The organism is Streptomyces sp. JLBT605 (assembly GCF_058215555.1).
On sequence record NZ_CM177087.1, the window covers coordinates 2,111,949 to 2,133,381 of the forward strand.

General features: G+C 72.0%; 18 protein-coding genes. 10 read left to right on the forward strand and 8 right to left on the reverse strand.

Features of this window, described 5'->3' with window-relative positions; all coding sequences use genetic code 11:
- Positions 1-92: 92 nt before the first annotated feature.
- Positions 93-1,163 carry a succinyl-diaminopimelate desuccinylase gene (gene dapE / locus AC4BDD_RS09455; RefSeq protein WP_490690536.1) on the reverse strand — a complete coding sequence of 357 codons (1,071 nt, stop codon included), beginning with the start codon at positions 1,161-1,163 and terminating at the stop codon, positions 93-95.
- A 277-nt stretch (positions 1,164-1,440) separates the two neighbouring features.
- Here dapE and AC4BDD_RS09460 point away from each other — a divergent pair, with 277 nt between their 5' ends.
- Positions 1,441-2,418, forward strand: a complete 978-nt coding sequence (locus tag AC4BDD_RS09460) for a hypothetical protein (protein WP_490690537.1) — start codon at positions 1,441-1,443, stop codon at positions 2,416-2,418.
- 289 nt (positions 2,419-2,707) lie between these two features.
- Positions 2,708-3,079: an ATP-binding protein gene (locus AC4BDD_RS09465; RefSeq protein WP_490690538.1), complete on the forward strand. Its 372-nt coding sequence runs from the start codon at positions 2,708-2,710 to the stop codon at positions 3,077-3,079.
- Positions 3,080-3,229: 150 nt separating this feature from the next.
- Here AC4BDD_RS09465 and dapC read toward each other — a convergent pair whose 3' ends face one another.
- Both dapC and fdxA read right to left on the reverse strand, forming a co-directional pair.
- Positions 3,230-4,354, reverse strand: a complete 1,125-nt coding sequence (dapC, locus tag AC4BDD_RS09470; protein WP_490690539.1) for a succinyldiaminopimelate transaminase — start codon at positions 4,352-4,354, stop codon at positions 3,230-3,232.
- 159 nt (positions 4,355-4,513) lie between these two features.
- On the reverse strand, positions 4,514-4,843 hold the full coding sequence (fdxA, locus tag AC4BDD_RS09475) for a ferredoxin (RefSeq protein WP_490690540.1): 330 nt from the start codon (positions 4,841-4,843) through the stop codon (positions 4,514-4,516).
- 134 nt (positions 4,844-4,977) lie between these two features.
- On the opposite strand from fdxA, the gene AC4BDD_RS09480 reads away from it, so the two are divergent.
- Together AC4BDD_RS09480 and AC4BDD_RS09485 are read left to right on the forward strand one after the other, a co-directional pair.
- Positions 4,978-6,000, forward strand: coding sequence for a GNAT family N-acetyltransferase (locus tag AC4BDD_RS09480; RefSeq protein WP_490690541.1), 1,023 nt, complete (start codon positions 4,978-4,980; stop codon positions 5,998-6,000).
- Between the two features lie 32 nt (positions 6,001-6,032).
- A complete protein-coding gene (locus AC4BDD_RS09485) occupies positions 6,033-6,899 on the forward strand; it encodes a transglutaminase-like and tetratricopeptide repeat-containing protein (protein ID WP_490690542.1) in 867 nt (288 codons plus the stop codon).
- Positions 6,900-7,015: 116 nt separating this feature from the next.
- Here AC4BDD_RS09485 and AC4BDD_RS09490 read toward each other — a convergent pair whose 3' ends face one another.
- The 4 genes from AC4BDD_RS09490 to AC4BDD_RS09505 form a co-directional block, all read right to left on the reverse strand.
- Positions 7,016-9,331, reverse strand: a complete 2,316-nt coding sequence (locus tag AC4BDD_RS09490) for a hypothetical protein (protein WP_490690543.1) — start codon at positions 9,329-9,331, stop codon at positions 7,016-7,018.
- A gap of 203 nt (positions 9,332-9,534) precedes the next feature.
- On the reverse strand, positions 9,535-9,933 hold the full coding sequence (locus AC4BDD_RS09495; protein ID WP_490691720.1) for a DUF6113 family protein: 399 nt from the start codon (positions 9,931-9,933) through the stop codon (positions 9,535-9,537).
- A gap of 143 nt (positions 9,934-10,076) precedes the next feature.
- On the reverse strand, positions 10,077-11,042 hold the full coding sequence (gene mshB / locus AC4BDD_RS09500; protein ID WP_490690544.1) for an N-acetyl-1-D-myo-inositol-2-amino-2-deoxy-alpha-D-glucopyranoside deacetylase: 966 nt from the start codon (positions 11,040-11,042) through the stop codon (positions 10,077-10,079).
- A gap of 89 nt (positions 11,043-11,131) precedes the next feature.
- Positions 11,132-11,326, reverse strand: coding sequence for a hypothetical protein (locus AC4BDD_RS09505; protein ID WP_490690545.1), 195 nt, complete (start codon positions 11,324-11,326; stop codon positions 11,132-11,134).
- A gap of 254 nt (positions 11,327-11,580) precedes the next feature.
- On the opposite strand from AC4BDD_RS09505, the gene AC4BDD_RS09510 reads away from it, so the two are divergent.
- Complete coding sequence (locus AC4BDD_RS09510; protein WP_490691721.1) at positions 11,581-13,833, forward strand: S9 family peptidase; 2,253 nt, start codon at positions 11,581-11,583, stop codon at positions 13,831-13,833.
- 88 nt (positions 13,834-13,921) lie between these two features.
- On the opposite strand, the gene AC4BDD_RS09515 is transcribed toward AC4BDD_RS09510, so the two are convergent.
- Complete coding sequence (locus AC4BDD_RS09515; RefSeq protein WP_490690546.1) at positions 13,922-15,028, reverse strand: hypothetical protein; 1,107 nt, start codon at positions 15,026-15,028, stop codon at positions 13,922-13,924.
- 404 nt (positions 15,029-15,432) lie between these two features.
- On the opposite strand from AC4BDD_RS09515, the gene AC4BDD_RS09520 reads away from it, so the two are divergent.
- From AC4BDD_RS09520 to AC4BDD_RS09540, 5 genes are read left to right on the forward strand one after another with little or no spacing between them, the layout of a single operon-like run.
- Complete coding sequence (locus AC4BDD_RS09520) at positions 15,433-16,392, forward strand: ABC transporter permease (protein WP_490690547.1); 960 nt, start codon at positions 15,433-15,435, stop codon at positions 16,390-16,392.
- A 20-nt stretch (positions 16,393-16,412) separates the two neighbouring features.
- Positions 16,413-18,212, forward strand: coding sequence for an ABC transporter substrate-binding protein (locus AC4BDD_RS09525; protein WP_490690548.1), 1,800 nt, complete (start codon positions 16,413-16,415; stop codon positions 18,210-18,212).
- A 22-nt stretch (positions 18,213-18,234) separates the two neighbouring features.
- Entirely contained in the window at positions 18,235-19,212 is a 978-nt protein-coding gene (locus tag AC4BDD_RS09530) for an ABC transporter permease (protein WP_490690549.1), read from the forward strand.
- 12 nt (positions 19,213-19,224) lie between these two features.
- Positions 19,225-20,298: an ABC transporter ATP-binding protein gene (locus tag AC4BDD_RS09535; protein WP_490690550.1), complete on the forward strand. Its 1,074-nt coding sequence runs from the start codon at positions 19,225-19,227 to the stop codon at positions 20,296-20,298.
- Entirely contained in the window at positions 20,295-21,419 is a 1,125-nt protein-coding gene (locus AC4BDD_RS09540; protein WP_490690551.1) for an ABC transporter ATP-binding protein, read from the forward strand. The genes AC4BDD_RS09535 and AC4BDD_RS09540 overlap by 4 nt, the downstream gene beginning before the upstream one ends.
- The last annotated feature ends 14 nt before the right edge of the window (positions 21,420-21,433 follow it).

A 21,433-nucleotide genomic window follows, 5' to 3' on the forward strand; every position in this document is an offset into this window, starting at 1 on the left:
GAGCAGGCGGAATTCCCGGGGTCCGGCCCGTGAACGGGACGGCTCCGCGCGGGCCCGGCGGGCGCCGGACCCGGTCACGGCCAGGGTGCCGGTCAGCTCGTCAGCCAGGCGCGCAGCCGCTCCTCGGCGATCCGCACCGCCTCCGCGGCGACATGCTCCTCGCGGGTGTGCGCCAGCTTCGGGTCGCCCGGGCCGTAGTTGACCGCGGGCACCCCGAGGGCGGAGAAGCGGGCCACGTCGGTCCAGGCGACCTTGGGGGCGACTTCGGCGCCGACGGCCTCGACGAAGGCGACCGCGGCGGGGCGGGACAGTCCGGGCAGGGCGCCCGGAGCGCTGTCGGTGAGACGCACCTCGAAGCCGTCGAAGACCTCACGCACATGGGCCAGCGCCTGCTCCTCGGAAAGGTCCGGGGCGAAGCGGTAGTTCACGGTGACGGCGCAGCTGTCGGGGATGACGTTGGTGGCGTGCCCGCCGTCGATGCGGACCGCGTTGAGGCCCTCGCGGTAGACCAGTCCGTCGATGTCCACCTGGCGCGGGGTGTAGGCGGCGAGCCGGTCGAGGATCGGCGCGGCCTTGTGGATGGCGTTCTCGCCGAGCCAGGAGCGGGCCGAGTGCGCGCGCCGGCCGGTGGTCTCCACCCGCACCCGCAGGGTGCCCTGGCAACCGCCCTCGACCTTGCCGTCGGTGGGCTCCAGCAGGACGGCGAAGTCCGCCGCCAGCCAGTCGGGGTGGCGCTCGGCCAGCCGCTTCAGCCCGTTGAGCTCGGCGGCGACCTCCTCGTGGTCGTAGAAGACGAAGGTCAGGTCGCGGTTGGGCTCGGGGAGGGTGGCGGCGATACGCAGCTGGACGGCGACGCCGGACTTCATGTCCGAGGTGCCGCAGCCCCACAGAATCCCGTCGCTGTCGAGGCGGGAGGGCACGTTGTCGGCGATGGGCACGGTGTCGATGTGCCCGGCCAGCACGACGCGCTCCGCGCGCCCGAGGTCGGTGCGGGCGACCACGGCGTCGCCGTCGCGGTCCACGGTCAGGTGCGGCAGCGCGCGCAGAGCCTGCTCCACGGCATCCGCGAGGGCCTTCTCGTCGCCGCTGACCGAGGGGAAGTCGACGAGCCGGGCGGTCAGCTCGGCGGCGTCCGGGGACAGGTCGAGTGCGAGGTGCTCCATGTCCGCGAGCCTATCCGCCCACCCGTCTCCCACCACCACCCTTCCAAGGAAAGCGCTCCGCGCCCCTCTCCCTCCTCACCCGTCTCCCACCACCACCCTTCCAAGGAAAGCGCTCCGCGCCCCTCTCCCTCCTCACCCGTCACCCACCACCACCCTTCCAAGGAAAGCGCTCCGCGCCCCTCTCCCTCCTCACCCGTCTCCCACCACCACCCTTCCAAGGAAAGCGCTCCGCGCCCCTGCTCCTGGGGCGCGGGAGCCCTCCAGTAACGTGTGGCGGGTGCCGCCTGCCTCCTTCTCCCGTCGCGCCCGGCTCCGGCGTGCGGGCACCGCGTGCGCGGTGCTGCTGGCACTGGCCGGCTACGGGGTGGCGCATGTGCTGACCGGAGGCTCCGGACCGCCGCGCTGTGTGGCGCGGACCGAGGCCGAGACCGTCGCGCTCGACCCGGAGCAGGCGGTGAACGCCGCGACCATCGAGGCGGTCGGCTCATCGCGCGGCCTGCCCCGGCGAGCGGTGACCATCGCGCTGGCCACCGCGATGCAGGAGTCCGGGCTGCGCAACATCCGCCGTGGCGACCGGGATTCGCTGGGCCTGTTCCAGCAGCGCCCGTCCCAGGGCTGGGGCACCAGGCAGCAGATCCTCGATCCGGTGTATTCGGCCGGCGCTTTCTATGACCATCTGGTGCGGGTGCCGGGCTATTCGCGGCTGCCGCTGACGGTGGCCGCGCAGCGGGTGCAGTTCAGCGGATATCCGCAGGCGTACGCGAAGCACGAGGCCCGGGCCGCGGTACTCACCGATGTGCTGATGGGCGGTTCGCCGGGCGCGTTCACCTGTCCCGGTCCGCCGGACGACGGAACCGACGGCGATCCGGAGCGGGTAAGGGCGGAGCTGGTACGCGAATTCGGGCCGCGGGTGCTGTCTTCCAGGGACGGTACGGCGGACGCCGGGGGCGACGGTACGCCGGACGCCGGGAGCGCGGGCACCGACGACGCGAACGGCGAGGGCGCGGCAGCCGCCGCGGACGGCGTGCGGCGCGACAGTTCACTGCTCGTGCTGCCGGTACGGGCGGACCTCGCGGGCGACGTGCCGCGGCGGGGCTGGGAGTTGGCGCACTGGGCGGTGGCTCACTCGGCCGAGTTGCGTATCGAACGTGTCTCTTATCTCGACCGCACCTGGTCGGCGAGAGATTCGGGGAAGGGTTGGCACAGGGCCGATCGAATTCCGGCCCAGGAAGTGCACATCACCGTCGCGCAGTAGTGCGGGCATTCCCTCCACGGGGCTATCCCAGGCGTGCCGCGTTTGACGTTTCGCCCTTCTCTCCTGGCGTGTACGAGTCCGCGCCCACCATGCGTTCAGCGCCTTGCGGATACGTTTCTGCTACGCCCGGTCGCCTCTGCGGATTGCCTGTTTTGACCCGAAGCGGATTATGCGATGCATTACTCATTCTTTACCTGTGTGCAGCGAAACCTTCCCGCGTCTCACGCGATATTCACTGCGTCCGCCCGCCGGACATCACATGCCAACGTCCCTCCGTCAAAGGAGCATCATGTCCCTCCCCCTCACGCGTCGGGTCGCCGGAGTCGCGCTGCTGCTGGCAGCGGGCGCAGCACCGGCGGTCGGCGCGGCCGGCTCCGCGAGCGCCGCGCAGCTGCCGAACGTTCCCCAGATGAATGCGGTCTCCGCGCCTGACACCGCCGACATGGGAACCGCCGCCGACCGCACCGCGCAGAAGGCCGGCAAGGCGGTGGGCCAGGTGGGCAGCAAGACCGTCAAGAAGGTCGTCCCCGCGGTCGGCAAGGCCGCCGGCAAGGTCACCAAGAAGGTCACCAAGGGCGTGGCCGGCAAGAAGCTGCCCGTCGGCCCGGTGGTCGCGCCCGGCAAGCTGCCGGTCACCACGCTGCCGCAGATCGGTCGCTGAGCGACGCTCGCACCTCGCGTTTCCGCACTCCGAGCGGAGGGGCCCGGGAAGCTGATGCTCCCGGGCCCCTCCGTGTGCTCTGCGGCGGCGGCGCTCCCAGGGGGTGTCCGATGGTTCGCCGTGGAGAGAAGTCGCCGGCCGGCGCTCCGGTCAGCCCGCCAGCCGCCGGACCGCCGCCGCCACCCGCTCGTCGGTGGCGGTGAACGCCACCCGGACGTGCCGGTCGCCCGCCGGGCCGTAGAACTCGCCGGGCGCCACCAGGATGCCCAGCTCGGCGAGCGCGCCCACGGTGTCCCAGCAGGGCTCGTCGCGCGTCGACCACAGGTACAGCGACGCCTCGCTGTGCTCGATCCGGAAGCCGTGCGTCTCCAGGGCGTCACGCAGCGCCGCGCGGCGCCGCGCGTAGCGCTCCCGCTGCTCGGCCACGTGCCGGTCGTCGCCGAGGGCCACGACGGTGGCCGCCTGCACCGGGGCCGGCACCATCAGCCCGCTGTGCTTGCGGATCCCCCGCAGCTCGGCCAGCACCTCCGCGTCACCGGCCATGAAGGCCGCGCGGTAGCCGGCCAGGTTGGAGCGCTTGGAGAGCGAATGGACGGCGAGCAGGCCCGCGAAGTCGCCGTCGCAGATCTCCGGGTGCAGCACCGAGACCGGGTCGGCCGTCCAGCCCAGCTCCAGGTAGCACTCGTCACTGACCAGCAGCACGCCGTGCTCGCGCGCCCAGCCGACCGCGGCGCGCAGCTCCTCCGCGCTCATCACACGCCCGGTCGGGTTGGACGGGGAGTTCAGCCACAGCAGCTTGAGCCCGGCCGGGTCCAGCTCGGCGACGCCCGGGGCGCCGTCCGCGAAGATCTCCGGGTCGTAGACGACCGGCTCGGCACCGGCCAGCCGGGCGCCCACCTCGTACGTCGGGTAGGCGAGCCGGGGGAAGGCGACCCGGTCGCCGGGGCCCAGGCCCAGCTGGGCGGGGAGCGACGCCACCAGCTCCTTGGAGCCGACCACCGGCAGGACGTTGGCGTGGGTCACGCCCTTGGCGCCCAGCCGCCGCTCCACCCAGCCGGTGAGCGCGTCCCGCAGCGCGGTGGTGCCCCACACCGTCGGGTAGCCCGGGCTGTCCGAGGCTCCGGCCAGCGCCTCGCGGATCAGCGCGGGGACCGGGTCGACGGGCGTGCCCACCGACAGGTCGACGATGCCGTCCGGATGCGCCGCGGCGGTCGCCTTGTACGGCTCTAGGCGGTCCCAGGGAAAAACCGGGAGGCGTGCGGAGACTGCGGGCACGTGCTTCTTCCTTCTGCTGGGCGGGCCGACTTCTCAGGCAGCGGGCCGGACGCATACGCCTCGGCCCCGCACAGCCGCCGTCTCACCCCGCCTGCCGGAGGCCGGCGGGGGGTGAGGGGCCGTACGGGACCGAGGCGGCGACTGGGACTCGCTGCCTTCTTAGGCGTGGTCCTGGTTCTGCGGCTCGAGCGCGGCGATGAAGGGGTGGTCCCTCTCGATCAGGCCGAGCTTGGAGGCGCCGCCGGGCGAGCCGAGCTCGTCGAAGAACTCGACGTTCGCCTTGTAGTAGTCCTTCCACTCCTCGGGAGTGTCATCCTCGTAGAAGATCGCCTCGACCGGGCACACCGGCTCGCAGGCGCCGCAGTCGACGCATTCGTCCGGGTGGATGTACAAGGACCGCTGGCCCTCGTAGATGCAGTCGACGGGGCACTCCTCGATGCAGGCCTTGTCCTTCAGGTCGACACAAGGCTGCGCGATGACGTAGGTCACGCTGTCGTTCCTCCTCGGTAGGGCCGGCGGACCAGTCTTCGTCCGCCGCGTGGCGCGCGGGAGCGCGGCGTCGATGCCCACATCTAGTATCTCCGTTCTTGGGCACCAGTCGAACATGGGGGGAGGACCCCGCTGTGGATTTCACCTCCAGCGGTCGGCCTTTGGTCACCATCACCACCGCTGACGTGGGAAAACGCGTCTCGGTACGGCGGCTGACCGGCACTGGTGAGGGTCCGGAGAAATTCACCGACGTGGTCGGCGTGCTCACATCCTGGACCGCCGGTGTGCTGCACATCACACGACGGAATGGTGAAACGGTCCAGGTTCCGGAATCCATCCTGGTAGCGGCCAAGGTGGTGCCGGCCACCCCGGCACGCCGCCGCGGCCCGGCGGCCAACGCGCGCGAGCTGGATCTGGTCGCCGCCCGCGCCTGGCCGCCGGTGGAGACCGAGCAGCTCGGCCAGTGGCAGCTTCGGGCCGCCGCAGGATTCACCAGGCGGGCCAACTCGGCGGTGCCGGTGGGCGATCCGGGGATGGGGCTGGATGCCGCGCTGGACCGGGTGACCGCCTGGTACGCCGAGCGCGGGCTGCCCGCGTACCTCCAGGTCAGCACGGGCGCGGAGGGCACCCAGGAGGCGCTGGCCGCCGAACTGGACGCGCGCGGCTGGGTCCGTGAGGTCACCGTCGAGATCTGGATCGCCGCCCTGGCACGGATCGCCGATCTGACCGCCGACGTCTCGCGGGTGGAGGTGTCCCGGTCCATCGACGAGGGGTGGCTGGCCCGCTACCAGCGGTTCACCCAGCCCGGCCCGGAAGTGCTGAAGGTGCTGTGCGGCGGGCCCTCGGTGTGGTTCGCGACCGTACCGGGGCCGGCGGGCGAGCCGCCGACGGCGATAGGGCGGTGCGTGGTCGACGGCCGCTGGGCCGGTTTCACGGCGGTGGAGGTCGACCCGGCCCGCCGCCGCGAGGGGCTGGGCAGCGCGGTGATGGCGGCGCTGGCCCGCCAGGCGCTGGACGAGGGTGCCTCGGCTGCGTACCTCCAGGTGGAGGCGGACAATGACGGTGCGCGCGCCCTCTACGACTCCATGGGCTTCAGCCGCCACCACCTCTACACGCACTGGCGCGCGCCCCGCACGGACCCTCCCGCTCCGCGCTGAACGGCCGACCGACCGATGCCAGGCAGGCAGCTATGAACGACACCCCGGGCGCGGACGATACGCCCGGCGCGGACGGCACCGCGGGCCGGCGCCGCCGGTTCGCCGACGCGGCCCGCGAGGAGCGTCCCGACCTGGCGCTGCTCTGCCTGCTGGTGGCGGCGGAGGCCGACCCCTCGCTGGACGAGGCGGGGCTGGACGAGGCACAGATCGAGCTGGACCGGCTGGCCGGGCTGCTGCCGTACGCCCCCGGCGGCCCCGCCGCGTGGGCCACGGCCGTCGCCGAGGTGCTGGGCGAGCGCTGCGGCTTCCACGGCGCCCCGGCCGACTACCGGCGGCTGGAGTCCTCGCTCCTCCACCAGGTGCTGCGGCGCCGCCGCGGGCTGCCCATCCTGCTCTCCGTGGTGTGGCTGGAGGTGGCCAGACGGGCGGGCGCCCCGGTGTACGGGGTGGCGCTGCCGGGCCACTTCGTGGTCGGCTTCGGCGATCCGTACGGGGAACACGTGCTGGCCGACCCGTTCGACGGCGGGCGTCCGCTCTCCGGAGAGGACGCGGCACTGCTGGTCGCGGGCGCGACCGGCGCCCCGCTGGACGCGTCGATGCTCTCCCCCGCCACCTCGCAGGAGATCGTGCTGCGCATCCTCAACAACATCCGGACCTGGGCCGCCGCGCGGCCGGAGTGCTCCGGGGTCCAGCTGTGGGCCATCGAGCTGTCGCTGCTGCTGCCCAGCCATCCGGCGCGGCTGCGTTTCGAGCGGGCCCAGCTGCTGGTGCGCCGCGGGGACTTCGCCACCGGCGCCCGCGAGATGGAGGAGTACGCCGAGGTCGTCGCGGCGATGGAGCCGGACACCGCGGAAGTGATCCGCCAGCAGGCCCGGGCTGCCCGCGCCCTGCTGAACTGAACGGCTGAACCTGAACGGCTGAGCTGAACCCCCGCGCCGCGGACAGCCGCGGGGACGACCGAGCCCCCGCACCGGGACGGGGCGGGGGCTCGGGCCGCTCTCCTGCGACCGGGCGGTCAGCTGGGGTTGAGCGGGATCTCGGCGGTCCGCTTGGCGGGGTCCTTCTCCAGGATCACCGTCTGCAGGGCGCTCACCACATCCGTCGGCTGGATCGGCGTCTTGCCGCCGGCGCGCTGGACCATGATGCCGTCGAAGATGTTGCCGTACAGCCGCTTCACCGCGTCCAGGTCGTAGCTCTCCTTGAGCTTGGTGCGGCCCTGCTCCTCGACCGGCTTCACGGAGAGGATCTGCGGCAGCGAGACCGCCGGGCCGAAGTCGATGGACTTCCCGCCCGCCTTGATGGTGACGATCCCGGACATCGCGGGCTCGGCGAACTCCTTCATCATCCGGTCGACCTCAGCCTTGTCGATCTTCGGCTGCATGGTGACGACCGGCAGCGAGACCGCCTTCTCCTGGCCCGTCTCGACGCGCAGGCGGTATGCCTCGGCGACCGCGGCAACCGCCTTTTCGACGTCCAGCGCCTTGCCCGGCTTGCCGTACACCGCCTGGACCTTGCCCGGCGCGAACTTGATCGTGCCCTCCCGGGAGGTGCCGGACTCGCCGGCGAGGCGCTCCAGCGCGTCGGAGAGCTTCTCCTCGTCGACCACCACCGGGTCGCCCGCGGTGCGGGTGCCGCCGAAGAGCGAGCCGATGACGTTGACCGGGTTGTAGTCACGCCCGGCGACGTCCCGCACGGTGCCCTCGGTGTCCAGGGACAGCCCGGCGACGGTCGGCTTGAGCTCGTGCTGCTCGCCGTCGACGGTGACCTTCAGCGGCGCCTGGGCGCGCTTGCCGAGGGCCTCGTCGAGCTTGTTGACGGCGTCCTCCTTGGAGCTGCCGCCGATGTCGACGCCGAGCACGGTGACGCCGTTGGGCACGTCGGCGTGGTTCATCACCAGGCCGGCCGCGTACGCGATGCCCACCGCGGCCACCAGGCCGGCGCCGAGCATGACGAGCTTGCTGCGCCCCTTCTTCTTCGCCTTGCCCGCCTTGCCGGCCGGCTTGGGAGCGGGCGCGGCGGCGGGCGGAGCGGGCGGTCCGGACGGGGTGCGGCCGGCGATGGCGTCCAGCGCCGAGGGGTCGCCCTCGAACGTCGGGAACGGCGAGGCCGGGCCCTTCTTCTTGTTCTTCTCGGCCGGCGGCACCACCGGGATGCCGCTGACCAGCGTGTCGCCCGAGACGTGCTCGGCGGGCGCGCCGCCCCGGGGCGTGGGCTCGGGGTCGCGGAAGAGGTCCGCGCCGACCAGACGCCCGCCATCCGGCGTGCCGGTGGTGGAGCCGGTCGTGGCGCCCAGGCCGCCGGAGCGCGGCGCGCCGTGCGGCGGGGTGGCCGGGTGCGCGCCGGGGACGGGCGGCGGAGTGCCGAGGCCCGGCGGCGGGGTGCCCAGCGGGGCGCCGGGCCCGGCCTGCTGCATGCCCAGCGGGTCACCGGCGCCCAGCGGGTCGCCGAAGCCCAGCGGGTCGCCGAAGCCCAGCGGGCCGCCCGCGCCGAGCGGGTCCGGCGTGCCGAGCGGGCCCGGGGCGCCCAGCGGGTCGGCGGGGCCGGGGGGCGGCGGCACCGGCATCTCGCCGCTGCCGCTGGTGGTCGGCCCGGCGGGGTAGCGGTTGAGCGCGTGCTGACCGGTCATGGACATCGGGCCGTCGGCGCTCAGGTCCGGGGTGATCGCGGTGGGCCCGGTCGGCGTGGGGTCGGCGTCGGTGAAGTACGGCAGGTCGGAGAGGTGCCCCGAGCCCGGCGGCGGGGGCGCGGGGAACTGCTGGGTGGTCTCCACCGCCGGAACGCCGGCGGGCGGCGTCGGCGGGCCGGCCGGCGCGGATGGGCCCGAGGGGCGCGGCGCCGCCCCGGAACCGGCGCCTCCGGACGCGGCGGCGGGGGTGGCGCGGCCCTGCTTGCGCGGCGCGAACCAGTCGCTGGCCTTCTCCGGCTGCTTCTTCTCCGCCGAACCGGAGGGCGCCGGGTCCGCTGCGGCCTCACCGCCGGTCACGCCCAGGTCCAGGGTCGCATCGGGGCGAGCCGTGCCGCCCGTACGCTCCTCCTCGGCTCCGGAACCGACCGCGCCGTCATCCCCAACCGGCGTCCGCATGACGACCGGCGGAATGGGCCGCGAGCCGGGGATGTTGATCCGGATGCGGGTGGTCAGCGTGGTTTCGGTCCTCGGCTCCTCGGGCTCGGCGGCGCGTGCGTCCGCCTCGCCGGTGCCGTCCAGCGGTCCCTGCTGCGTCGGGTTCCCCGACGGGTACTGGCGGGATCCGTACGGCGGAGTCCCCGACGGGTAGGCGGCGCCGCCGCTACCCCGGGCCCCCGAGGACGAACTGTCAGATTCACGGCTCAATGCAGGTTCTCCCAGTTAGCTCCGCCGCCCGTCATCATGCGCGCGATGGGGTTCCCCATGCCGTAGGCGAGGGGAGGCTCGGCGGCGCGCACCACCATACTGGGCACCGGCGACGCTCACGCGGCGACCGCCGTTTCGTCGGAGCCGACGAGATCACGACGCGGCGCCCAGCGCCCAGCGGACGTTACGCCGAAAACGTCACGTCACTTACCAAGTCGGACTCCCGTGCTGCCCGGTTGCGGCAACTTCGGCATCGTGGCGCACATCACACCGGCCACCATGCCGCCCAGGAGAAAGACATACGAGCCGATTCCGACGCTGAAGACGAAGTCCCCTTCCGGCCGGGTGGCGGTGAGGAACAGCACCACGATCGCCCAGGTGGCGGCGGGCACGACCCCGCCGAGCCGGGTGCCGGTGGCGTGCACGCCGCCGTAGCACAGCGCCATCTGGCCGAGCAGCGCGAGCGCCAACCCGCCCGGGAACCAGCCGCCTTGCACCAGGGCTCCCGCGATCCCGACGACCACCCCGAGCACGCCGAGCAGGACGTAACCGGCGATCCGCGCCGCCAGGGCACCGCCGCCCTGGGCCGGGGCGGGAGGCACGGCCTGGGAGCCGGTGCGCCGGGCCCCCGACCCAGCCCCGCCCGCCGAGCCTGCCGACGTCTTGGGCGCGGGGCCCGCCGCTCCCTTGAGCGCGGGGCCGGCCGAGCGCGCCCGGGCCCGCTCCGGACCCTTCCCCGCCGGCGTCATGCCGTCACCCCGGTCTCGTCCGCGCCGCCCGTCTTGCCCGTATCGCCGCTATCGCCCGCATCGCCCGTCTCGCCGGTCACTCCGGCGAAGAGGTCGTGCACTCGCCCGGCGGGGGCCTCGTCGCCCGCCAGCCGGTAGTACTCGGTGGTCAGCAGCGGCTGGCCCAGCCCGTTGGACAACGCGAAGTACGGTTCGGCGACCTCGATCTGGGTGGCGTGCGCGCGCATCGCCGCCGCCTTCGCCGCGCCGTGCGCGGTGCCGTCGATCACCGCGGTCACCTCGGCCTCGGTGACCAGGCCGGGCACGTCCTCGGGGGCCGCGATGCCGGGGAAGACCGGCTGACCGGCACTCTCGGCCGCGCGCAGCTCGGCGAAGCGCTCCTCCACGACCGGGCGGGGCACGCAGTTCCAGTAGATCCGGGCGACTTCATGCGGTTCGCCCAGATCGCGGCGGAAGGCCCGCTCGGCGGCGAGCTCCGCGGCGCGCATCGCGACCCGGTGCGCCTGGATGTGGTCGGGGTGACCGTAGCCGCCGTGCGGGTCGTAGGTGACCAGCACCTGCGGGCGGACCTCCCGGATCACCTCGACCAGCAAGGCGGCCGCCTCGTCCACGTCGGCTTCCCAGAAGGCGTCGGCGCGGTGGTTCTGCGGCGCGCCCATCATCCCGGAGTCGCGGAAGCGGCCCGCGCCGCCCAGGAAGCGGTGATCGCTGACGCCCAGCTCCTTCATCGCCGCCGCCAGCTCCCCGCTGCGGTACGGGCCCAGGCCGCCCTCCCGATCGGCGGCGAGGTGCGCCAAGTCGGCCGGGATGACCTCGCCCTCCTCGCCGAGCGTGCAGGTCACCAGCGTGACATGGGCGCCTTCGGCCGCGTATCTGGCCATCGTGGCGCCGTTGTTGATCGACTCGTCGTCCGGATGGGCGTGCACCAGAAGCAGGCGACGAGTGGGAAGCGTGGTGGGCATGGGAACAGCCTACGAGCCCGCCGGGTGGCGGCGGCGTACGCCCGGCGGGTCAGGCGACGGGCACGGGAAAAGGTTCGTCGACCCGTGCGTCAGATCTTGACGTCACCGATCATGTCAGCCACGTTGGTGGTCAGGTCGTCGATCGTCGGCGCGACCGATGAACTGGCGAGGTAGAACCCCAGCAGCACACAGACGATCGCATGCCCGCTCTTCAGCCCGGACTTCTGCACCAGCAAGACGACGATGATCAGCAGCAGCACTGCCGCCGAAATCGTGAGTGCCACAGCGGCTCACCTCCGGTAAGCGAGTTGACGGTCAACATATCGATGCCCCGTGAGTCATACCCACTACGCGCAGTGGATCATAACTTTGTGTCCGTGCGCATGGTTCGGTGCACAGGAGCATGACAGGGGCGCATGCCTGTTCGCACTTGCCAGTTGAACACCTGATGGACCGGTCGGCGCAGGTCACCGCAGTCCGCCCGGCAGTCGCCGGAGTTGGGGCCGCGCGGCCGTAGTCTCGGCATATGACACGGCAGATGACCGGAAAGCTCTCCTTCCCGCGCCAGCACGCACGGACCCAGCGCTTCACTCTGGGCGCTCCACGGGCCGTAACCGTCTCCCCCGATGACACCCGCGTGGTCTTCCTGCGCTCCCGGACGGGTACAGATCGAGCCAATCTTCTGTGGGTGCTCGACCTCGCCGAGGGCCGGGAGTATCCGGCCGCGGATCCGGCCGTGCTGCTCGGCGGCGCGGACGAGGAACTCTCCGCGGAGGAGCGGGCCCGCCGCGAGCGCAGCCGCGAGGGATCCGCCGGCGTGGTGGCGTACGCGGTCGACAAGGCGGTGGAAGTGGCCGCCTTCGCGCTGTCGGGACGCCTGTTCACCGCCGGACTGCGGGCGGGCACCGCCCGCGAGCTGTCCGTGCCGGGCCCGGTGGTGGATCCCCGCCCCTCCCCCGACGGCCGCCGGATCGCCTACACCGCGCAGGGCGCGCTGCGGGTGGTGGACGCCGACGGCGGCGGCGACCGCGCGCTGGCCGAACCGGAGTCCGAGACCGTCTCCTACGGGCTGGCCGAATTCATCGCCGCCGAGGAGATGGATCGCAGCCGCGGCTACTGGTGGTCTCCGGACGGCGAGTCGCTGCTGGTCGCCCGGGTGGACGACGCCCCGGTGCGGCGCTGGTGGATCGCCGACCCGGCCAACCCCGGGCAGCCCCCGGCCGAGGTGGCCTACCCGGCCGCGGGTACGCCCGACGCGCGGGTGACGCTGGCTGTGATGGGCCTGGACGGGTCCCGCACCGAGGTGGAGTGGGACCGCGAGCGCTACCCCTATCTGGCCCGGGTGCACTGGTCGGCTTACGGTCCGCCGCTGATGCTGGTGCAGGCCCGGGACCAGCGCAGCCAGCTGTACCTGACGGTGGACACTCAGACCGGCCGGACCACCGCGGTGCACCGGGAGGAGGATCCGGTGTGGCTGGACCTCTTCTCGGGAGTGCCCGCGTGGACGCCGGACGGACAACTGGTCCGCATCGCGGACGAGAATCAAGAGGAGCCCGAAGCGTCCGTTGAGGGTGGTGGTGGGCGACGGGCGGGCAGCCGGGTGCTGGTGGTCGGTGACCGCAGGCTCACCACGGACGCCCTGCACGTCCGCGCGGTGCTCGATGTCGGCGAGGACGACGTGCTCTTCTCGGCCTCGCCCGGCGCGAACGGGGACGGGCCCGAGCGACCCGGCGAGATCGCCGTCTACCGCGCCTGGTTCCGTGACGGCGGCGAAGGCGACCGCGAAGGCGCCGGCGAACAGCTTCGGTTGGCGCAGGTCGGCGAGCGGCCCTTCCCCGCGGTGCACTCCGCGGCCCGCGGTACGGAGGTGATCGCGCACTCCCATATCTCCCTGGAGCGGCCCGGCGTCACCGTCGATGTCTTCCGGCCGGACTGGGACGACGACGGCGAGCCGGTGGAGGACTGGAAGGGAGCCATCAAGTCGTACGCCGAGCAGCCGGTGATCACCGCACGCGCCCAGCTGGTCTGCGCGGGCGAGCGCCGCATCCCCTGCGCGGTGCTGCTCCCGGAGGGCTACCGCGAGGCGGACGGGCCGCTTCCGGTGCTGATGGACCCGTACGGCGGGCCGCACGGCCAGCGGGTGGTCGCCGCGCACAACGCGCACCTGACCTCGCAGTGGTTCGCCGACCAGGGCTTCGCGGTGATCGTCGCCGACGGCCGGGGCACCCCGGGCCGCTCGCCGGGCTGGGAGAAGGCCATCCGGGACGACTTCGCCCAGGTGACGCTGGACGACCAGGTCGCCGCGCTGCACGCGCTGGCCGAACGCCATCCGCTCGACCTCGGCCGGGTGTCCATTCGCGGCTGGTCCTACGGCGGGTATCTGGCCGGGCTCGCGGTGCTGCGCCGTCCCGACGTCTTCCACGCGGCGATCGTCGGCGCCCCGGTCACCGACTGGCGGCTGTACGACACCCACTACACGGAGCGGTACCTCGGGCACCCCGAGCGGCAGCCGGCGGTGTACGCGGCCAACTCGCTCGTCACCGACGAGGGGTTGTCGGGCGCGATGGAGCCGGCGCGGCCGATGATGATCGTGCACGGTCTGGCGGACGACAACGTGGTGGTGGCGCACAGCCTGCGGCTGTCCTCGGCGCTGCTGGCGGCGGGCCGGCCGCATGAGGTGCTGCCGCTGTCGGGAGTCACCCACATGACGCCGCAGGAGCAGGTGGCGGAGAACCTGCTGCTGCTCCAGGTGGACTTCCTGAAGCGGGCGTTGGGCGGCAAGACCGCGTAGACGACCCCCCGACATCGCGTCCCCACCCCCTCTCCCTCGTCCTCCCCCTGCCTCCCGTCTTTCGGCGATCCGGCGGCCGATCCGCCGCTCACCAGCCGGGAGGCGGGGAGGCGGGGGGCTGGGGCGGAGGCGCGGAGGGGTGCGGTGGTGCCGCGGGGGGCGGGAAGGGGCCGGTGTTCGGGCCCCAGAAGGGGGCGGGGGGCGGTGGCGGGTACGGGCTCCAGCCGGGGTGGAAGCGCGAGGTGAGCGGGAAGCCGCGCTGGGACAGGGCGGCCAGGACCACGAGACCGGCCAGGACCTCGAAGAACGAGCTGAGCACGGAGAGCACACCGGCGGTCGGCAGGTCGTCGAAGCGGTCGAGGGCGTCCACCTTGATGAGCACGGAGACGGCCGCGATCCCGTCCAGCAGCACCAGCGCCGCCACCGTCATCCCCAGCGGCCGTGCGTAGGCGGCCCGGGAGCCCGCGGCGATCGCGGCGACGAGGGCGAGCACGGCAATGCCCCACGCGGACCACGCGGCGGGCGCCGACAGCAGGGTGGCCAGGCTCCGCTCGCCGGAGAACATGTGGCCGTAGGCCTCGTCGGGGAGTTCCTGCGCCCAGTAGATCTGCCAGCCGCCGATCACGACGGCGCAGCCGCCGAGGAAGAGCAGGGCGGTGACGGCCGCGCCCGGGCCGGGGATGGTGGGCGGCTGGTCGGCGGGCGGGATGACCCATTCATGGTCGGCGTGCTCGGCCGGGCGCCGCCCGAGGGCGACGGTCGCCAGCAGCGCGGCGCCGAGCAGCACGCCCGCCCAGGCGCTCAGCAGGGCGCGGTTGCGGAGGTCGTCGGGGGTGCCCGCCTCCATCCAGTCGGAGGTGAGATTCCACAGGCTGGGCAGGCGCATCAGCACCGCCACGGCGCCGAGCGCCCCCAGCGCGCCGGCGGCGGCCGGGGAGCGCAGTGCGGCGGACCCGGCGAAGAGGCAGAGCACGACCAGGCCGAGGTCGATCAGGGACGAGCCGAAGAGACCGGGGCCCGCGCCGTACGGCGGCCCGGACCACGTCCACCAGCACCAGATCCACCACAGATCGCCGCCCTCGTCCGGCTCGTTCAGGTCGCGGATGATCCACGACAGCGAGATCAGTGCGAGAACGGCGCAAACCAGCGCCCCGAAAGCGCGTGCACCACGGTGAAGAACCCATCCCTGCCCCATGCGGTGAGGCTTCCCCGCGCGGCTGGCGGGAACCGCCCGTCGGCACAACAGTCCGGCCGGGGTGCGATGGCGCGCCCCGGCCGGTCTACGGCACCCGCACGGCCGTACGCTCCCCAGGATCGCGTGTTCGTATATCGGCACCGAAACGATCAAGTTGCCTCCGTGTTAACACGGTTGACGGCCCCTCGCGCGCGGCCACACGCCGATGGTCAAGCACATCGCCGTGTCGATCCGCCCAACCTTCCGCCAAGAAGCCCGACGCGAACACATCGGCTGCGCGAACGGTCTTGACGGGGCATCAGCTCAGTTGCCACAGTCCGCACAACTCGACCGGGGCCGCGGGGCCCTGGGCGGCACGGCGTGTACGGACACTGCGGGCACGGACTGCGGGGGGCACGACGTTGATGAAGAGTCCATCCGCCGAAACGGTGGGGCGGTCGCCCGGGCGGCTGATGTGGCGGCGCTTCAAGCGGGACCGCACCGGTGTCGTCTCCGCCTACGTGGTGCTGGTCTTCTTCGCCCTGGCGCTGCTCGCCCCGGTCATCTCCCGGCTGTACGGCAAGGACCCCTACACCACCTACGGGCTCGACCGGCCCGGGCTGCTCAACGAGTTCTCCTACCCGGTCAAGCCCAACGGCGGGATGGACGGCGAGTTCTGGTTCGGCATCGAACCGCAGCTGGGCCGGGACGTGTTCACCCAGCTGCTGTACGGCATCCGCACCTCGCTACTGATCGCGACCGCGGTGACGGTGCTGTGCGTCGTCACCGGCGTCGTGGTCGGAGTCACCGCCGGATACCTGGGCGGGCGGACGGACTACTTCCTGGGCCGCTTCATCGATCTGCTGCTGGCCTTCCCCGCCCAGCTGTCCTTCATCGCCTTCACCCCGGTGGTGTACGCGCTGTTCGTGAGCCCGGAGAAGGAGACCCCGACCGCGCTGCGCGTGGTCACGCTCATCCTGGTGATGTGGATGCTGGGCTGGATGGGGCTGGCCCGGCTGCTGCGCGGGCAGGTGCTCAGCCTGCGGACACGGGAGTTCATCGAGGCCGCCAAGGTCACCGGCGCCTCGCCCTGGCGGATCATCCGCAAGGAACTGCTGCCCAATCTGTGGACCCCGATCCTGGTCCAGGCAACGCTGATGCTGCCGGCCTTCGTGACGACCGAGGCGGCGCTGTCCTTCCTCGGGGTGGGCATCGTCGAGCCCACCCCCGACTGGGGCCGGATGTTCGCCACCGGCTCCCGCCACTACCAGAACGACATCACCTACATGTTCTTCCCCGGCATCGCCATGGTGATCTTCGTGGTCGCCTTCAACCTGCTCGGGGACTCGGTCCGGGACGCGTTCGATCCGAAAACCAAGCGCTAGCCAGACGGGTGGGAACGATCATGACGTCATCTCTTCCGCACAGAGCGCGGCTGATCGCCGCCGCCCTGGCGACCGGGGCCCTCGTGCTCACCGCGTGCAGCAGCGGCGGGGGCGGCGGCGACGGTTCCAACGGCCCGGACACCACCATCGACAAGAACCGGGCGGAGAACTACTCGCTGGGCAGCAAGGCCGAATCCACCGGCCCCGCCGCCCCGGTCCCCGGCGCCAAGCCGGGCGGGACGGTCAGCGTCCTCCAGCGAGACGCCTTCACCCACCTGGATCCCGCGCAGATCTACTACGCCGACCAGCTGACCGTGCAGATGCTCTACAACCGGTCGCTGACCACCTACAAGATCGGCACCGACGGCCACGTGAAGGTCGTCGGCGACCTGGCCACCGACACCGGCACCTCCTCCGACGGCGGCCGGACCTGGACCTACACCCTCAAGGACAACCTGAAGTTCGAGGACGGCTCGCCGATCACCTCGGCCGATGTGCGGCAGAGCGTGGAGCGGCTGTACGCCAAGTTCGCCACCGACGGGCCGCAGTACATCCCGCAGTGGCTCTCCGGTGAGGGCCAGTCCTTCCGCAAGGCCCTGCCGGACGGCCCGTACGACGGCGACCACCTGCCGTCGGACGTGCTCGACACCCCCGACGACAAGACGATCGTCTTCCACTTCCTGGCGCCGCACGCGGACACCCCGTACGCCGTCGCCATGCCGAACATCGGCGCGGTGCCCTCCGACGGCGGCAAGGACACCAAGGAGAGGTACGACAGCCACCCGGTCGCCTCCGGCCCCTACAAGGTGGGCACCCACAAGCCGGGCAAGCAGCTGACCCTGGTCCGCAACGACCAGTGGGATCCGGGGTCCGACGCGGTGCGCCACCAGTACCCGGAGAAGTTCGACATCAGCTTCGGGGTCCAGGAGCCGGTCTCCTCCCGGCGGCTGCTGGCCGAGCGGGGCGGTGACAAGCAGGGCATGTCCTTCACCAACGCGGTCACCGTCGAGACCGGGCCGTCGGTGTTGAAGGACAGCTCCGCCAAGGAGCGCACCTTCAACGAGATCCAGCCGTACGTCGACTACATGGCCATCAACATGGACCGGATCAAGGACAGGAAGGTCCGCCAGGCACTGGCGTACGCGCTGCCCAACGGGCAGATCCTCGGCCAGTTCGGCGGGGCGCGGGCCGGTCAGATCGCGGGCAATCTGATGGCCCCCTCGTCGGCCGGCTGGAAGGACATCGACCCCTACGGCAAGAAGAAGAACCCCGCCGGTGACCCGGCGGCGGCCCGGAAGCTGCTGCGCGAGGCCGGCAAGGAGGGGCAGCGGATCGTCTACGCCTACCCCAACACCACGGAGTACCAGAACGTCTCGGTGGTGGTCACCAAGGCGCTGGAGCGGGCCGGATTCCAGGTGGAGAAGAAGGAGATCGACTCCAACAACTACACCACCGAGATCGCCAAGGTGGACAACACCTTCGACATCTACCGGGCCTCCTGGGGCGCCGACTGGCCGGTCGGCTCGACCGTCGTCCCGCCGCTGTTCGACAGCCGCGTGATCAGCGACGGCAGCCAGAACTACTGGCACCTGCGGGACAAGAAGGTGGATGCCGAGATCGACCGGATCGGAAAGATCACGGACGTCCGGAAGGCCGCCGGCGAATGGGTCGCGCTGGCCGAGCGGATCCTGGTCGACGACGTCCCGGCGATCCCGATCTTCTACAACCGCCAGTGGTCCATCTGGGGTTCGGGGATCGGCGGGGTGAAGTACCACTCGGTGTACGGCACCGCCTCCCCGACCGACGTGTACGTCAAGTAGACCCGGGAAGATCCGCGACGCCATGCTGCGATTCCTGCTGCGCCGCTCACTCGGCGCGATCGTCATCATCTGGCTGATCAGCGCGATCACGTTCTTCCTCTTCTTCGCCCTGCCCTCCGAGCCGGCGCAGCTGGCCTGCGGGAAGAACTGCGGCCCGGACGCGCTGGCGATCATCAAGGAGAACCTGGGGCTGGACGATCCGGTCCCGGTGCAGTACTGGCACTACCTGGTGGGCATCTTCGCCGGCCGGGACTTCGACATCGGGCACTGCTCGGCGCCGTGTCTGGGCTACTCCTTCCGCAACGGCCAGCCGGTGTGGGAGACGATCCTGGACCGCTACCCGACCACGCTGTCCATCGCACTCGGCGGCGCCGTGGTCTTCCTGGTGATCGGCATCTCCATCGGCATGATCGCCGCCGCCCGGCGCGGGACCTTCGCGGACAAGTTCCTCAGCTCGCTGTCGCTGATCGGCAATTCGCTCCAGATCTACTTCGTCGGCACCATCGCGCTGTGGCTGCTGGTCGATTCCTGGGGGGTGCTGGACCGCCCGGAGTACGTCCCGATCAGCGAGAACCCGGCGAAGTGGATGAGCGGGATGCTGCTGCCCTGGCTGGTGCTGTCGATCATCTTCATCGCCAACTACAGCCGGATGACGCGCTCGCAGATGATCGAGGCGCTGGACGAGGACTATGTGCGCACCGCCCGCGCCAAGGGCATGTCCGGCCGGACGGTCTTCTTCCGTTACGCCTGGCGCGGCGCCGTCGCGCCCATCGTGACCATCGTCGGCATCGACCTGGGTTCGCTCTTCGGCGGTGCGATGGTCACCGAGTTCACCTTCACCCTGCACGGTCTGGGCCGGCTCGCGGTGGAGTCGGTGACCGAGAAGGACCTGCCGATGCTGATGGGGGTCATGCTCTTCAGCTGCACCGCGATCGTGATCGCCAACATCATCGTGGACGCGCTCTACGCCGTCATCGACCCGCGCGTGCGCCTCGCCTAGGAGTGCCGGCCAGTGACCACCAGGACCAGTCCCACCAGCGACGAAGGCACCCCGGCGCCGGCCGCGAGCGGCGCTGCCTTCCTCTCCGTCCGCGACCTGCACGTCCACTTCGACACCGAGGACGGCACCGTCAAGGCGGTCGACGGCCTCTCCTTCGAGCTGGCGCGCGGCCGCACGCTCGGCATCGTCGGCGAGTCCGGTTCCGGCAAGTCGGTGACCAGTCTCGCCGTCCTGGGGCTGCACGACCCGCGCCACACCACCATCCGGGGCCGGATCCACCTGGACGGGCGGGAGTTGACCGGCGCGCCGTCCCGGGAACTGGAGAGGCTGCGCGGCAACACCATGGCCATGATCTTCCAGGACTCGCTGACCGCCCTCTCCCCCTACTACACAGTCGGCCGCCAGATCGCCGAGCCGTTCGCCAAGCACACCGGGGCGAGCCGGCGGGAGGCCCGGCGGCGGGCCGTGGAGATGCTGACCAAGGTCGGCATCCCCGGCGCCGCACGGCGGGTGGACGACTATCCGCACCAGTTCTCCGGCGGGATGCGGCAGCGCGTGCTGATCGCCATGTCGCTGATCTGCAACCCGGATCTGCTGATCGCCGACGAGCCGACGACCGCGCTGGACGTCACCGTCCAGGCCCAGATCCTCGACCTGCTGAAGGACCTCCAGCAGGAGTACGGCTCCGCGATCATCCTGATCACCCACGATCTGGGGGTCGTAGCCCACACCGCCGACGATCTCCTCGTGATGTACGCGGGCCGGGCCGTCGAACGCGGAACGGTCCGCGAGGTCCTCCGCGAACCGCAGCACCCCTACACCTGGGGGCTGCTGGACTCCATGCCGCGGCTGTCGGCCGTCGCGGACCGGCCGCTCACCCCCATCCCCGGCACCCCGCCCAGCCTGCTCGCCCCACCGTCCGGCTGCGCCTTCCACCCCCGGTGCCGCTTCACGGAGTTCGCCGAGGAGACGGGTGAGGGCCGGTGCGCCACCGAGCGGCCGGTGCTGCCGCCCGGCCGCGGCGCCGCCTGCCATCTCACGCCCGAGCAGCGGCAGAACTTGCGAAGAAGCCGGAGCACCCGATGAGCGAGGACCTACTGACGAGCGAGGACCGGCCGATGGGTGAGGACCGACCGATGGGTGAGGACCTCCTGATCGCGCGGAACCTGACCAAGCACTTCCCGGTACTGGGCGGCTTCCCCTTCCGGCGCCGGGTGGGCGCCGTGCGGGCGGTCGACTCCATCGACCTGACCATCCGCTCGGGCGAGAGCCTCGGCCTGGTCGGCGAGTCCGGCTGCGGCAAGTCCACCACCGGCCGCCTGCTGACCCGCCTCCTGGAGCCCACCTCGGGCACCCTCACCTACCAGGGCCAGGACATCACCCACGCGGACCGCCGGAAGCTGGCCCCGATCCGCTCCCAGATCCAGATGATCTTCCAGGACCCCTACTCGTCGCTCAACCCCCGCCAGACGGTCGGCACGATCATCTCCGGCCCCATGGAGATCAACGGCATCCGTCCCCCGCGCGGCCGCGAGCACCGGGTCCGCGAGCTGCTGGAGACCGTCGGCCTCAACCCCGAGCACTACAACCGCTTCCCGCACGAGTTCTCCGGCGGCCAGCGCCAGCGCATCGGCGTGGCGAGAGCATTGGCGCTCCAACCCAAACTGATCGTCGCCGACGAGCCGGTCTCCGCGCTGGACGTCTCCATCCAGGCCCAGGTGGTCAACCTCCTCCAGGACCTCCAGCGCGACCTGTCCATCGCCTTCCTCTTCATCGCCCACGACCTGGCCGTGGTGCGGCACTTCTCGCACCGCGTCGCCGTGATGTACCTGGGCAAGATCGTCGAGCTCGCCGACCGCGACGCGCTCTACACCCGCCCCCGCCACCCGTACACCCACGCACTGCTGTCGGCGGTCCCGGAAGCCGACGCGTTGATGGACGAGGAGGGCGAGTCCACCCCCCACCGCGTGGGGGCACCTCCCAGCGATAGCTGGGGGAACATCCGCCTCACCGGCGACGTCCCCTCCCCCATCAACCCACCCTCCGGCTGCCGCTTCCGCACCCGCTGCTGGAAGGCCGAGGACCGCTGCGCGCGGGAAGAGCCGCCCCTGGCCCAGGCGGAAGGCAACGCGCCAGACCACCTCACCGCCTGCCACTTCCCGGAGCCGCCGCCGCTCGCGGCCAGGGAAGGGATGCGCCGTCCTTAATCCAGCTCGCTCAA